We start from the raw sequence: 1335 nt of genomic DNA, 5'->3' as shown, positions 1-1335 counted from the left end.
ATCATCGACGACCTCGGCGCCGTCATCATCATCGCAATCTTCTACACCAGCGGCCTTTCGCTCGCTTACTTGGGTGCCGCCTTCGCCGTCATTGCCGTGCTCGTCGTGCTCAATCGCATGCGGGTGATGACGCTGCTTCCCTATCTCTTGCTCGGCGTCATCTTGTGGGTGCTGGTGCTGAAATCCGGCGTCCATGCCACGCTTGCCGGCGTAGCGCTGGCGCTGACCATCCCGCTCGAACGCTCCGCCGGAATTGGCCACGACCTCGACCATTCGCCGTTGCATCGGCTCGAGCACGGTTTGCACAAGATAGTGCCCTTTGTCGTCATTCCGATCTTCGGCTTTGCCAATGCCGGCGTGTCGCTCGCCGGCCTGAGCTTTGGCGCACTGATCGAGCCGTTGACGCTGGGTGTCGCCGCCGGCCTGGTGGTGGGCAAGCTGGTTGGCGTGTTCGGCTCCTCGGCACTTGCCATCCGGTTCGGTCTTGCCGACCTGCCTGCCAATGCTGGCTGGTCGCATATGATCGGCATCTCGCTGCTGTGCGGCATCGGCTTCACCATGAGCCTGTTCATCGGCCTGCTGGCCTTCGCCAGTGATGTGGCGCTGCAGGACGCGGTCAAGGTCGGCATCCTCGCCGGTTCCTTCATCGCCGCCATCCTGGGTGCTGCCGTGCTTTTGATGGCGCCGCCGGTTGGTGAGGTGGAAGAGGGCGAAGAGTAGGGCGAAAACCCACTCGGAGTAAGGCGAAAACCTACTCGCTCTCACCCTCCAGCGCTGGCACCGACACGCCGGCAAGTTCCGCCGCCAGCAGCCGAGAGGCACCGGCCCGCGCGATCCGCAGCATCAGCGCCTTGCGCGTTGCCGCCGCCATGCGGTGTTCGGGCGCATCGCGCAGGATTTCGGCGCCGTAGCCGTCGGAGAGGATGAAGCCGCACTCCTGGGGAAATATCTCGGAGGGCACGCCGGGATGGGTGGCGAAGAAGAAGCGGTCGGAGTGCAGCCGGTAGTCCGGCCATTTGCGGTCGACCCGGAAATCCTCGATCGAGGATTTGATCTCGATGATCCAGATATCGCCCTGCCGGGTCAACGCGACGAGGTCGGCACGACGGCCGGTGGCCAGCGACAGCTCGGGCAGCACATGCGCGCCCATGTCCATCAGCAGCCGCTGCACGCCGCGCCGGACCAGCATGGCGCGTTCGGACTGGCGACCGTCGATGAGAGGGTTGATCGGGATGGGGGAGATGATCGGCATGGCAGGCACCATGCCAGATTTTGTTCACGGTTTGAACCTGTTTTTATGTGGCGATTATATATTTGACATACCCGGATATACCC

General features: G+C 63.2%; 2 protein-coding genes. One reads left to right on the top strand and one right to left on the bottom strand.

From position 1 onward, the window contains the following. A partial coding sequence (locus tag EN993_RS35910; RefSeq protein ID WP_206532486.1) for a Na+/H+ antiporter NhaA occupies positions 1–720 on the top strand: 720 nt, incomplete at its 5' end. Between the two features lie 31 nt (positions 721–751). Here EN993_RS35910 and EN993_RS35905 read toward each other — a convergent pair. Further along, positions 752–1252 carry an MmcB family DNA repair protein gene (locus EN993_RS35905; protein ID WP_050580417.1) on the bottom strand — a complete coding sequence of 167 codons (501 nt, stop codon included), beginning with the start codon at positions 1250–1252 and terminating at the stop codon, positions 752–754. Positions 1253–1335 lie beyond the last annotated feature (83 nt).

This window comes from Mesorhizobium sp. M7D.F.Ca.US.004.01.2.1 (genome assembly GCF_003997785.1).
In the GTDB taxonomy this organism is placed as follows: domain Bacteria; phylum Pseudomonadota; class Alphaproteobacteria; order Rhizobiales; family Rhizobiaceae; genus Mesorhizobium; species Mesorhizobium loti.
Note: the sequence above shows the minus strand (reverse complement) of the source record. Positions and strands in the feature narration are given on the sequence as shown.

Coding starts and splice junctions, on each gene's coding strand:
- EN993_RS35905 (WP_050580417.1), bottom strand. CDS start 1,252: ATGCCGATCATCTCCCCCATCCCGATCAACCCTCTCATCGACGGTCGC.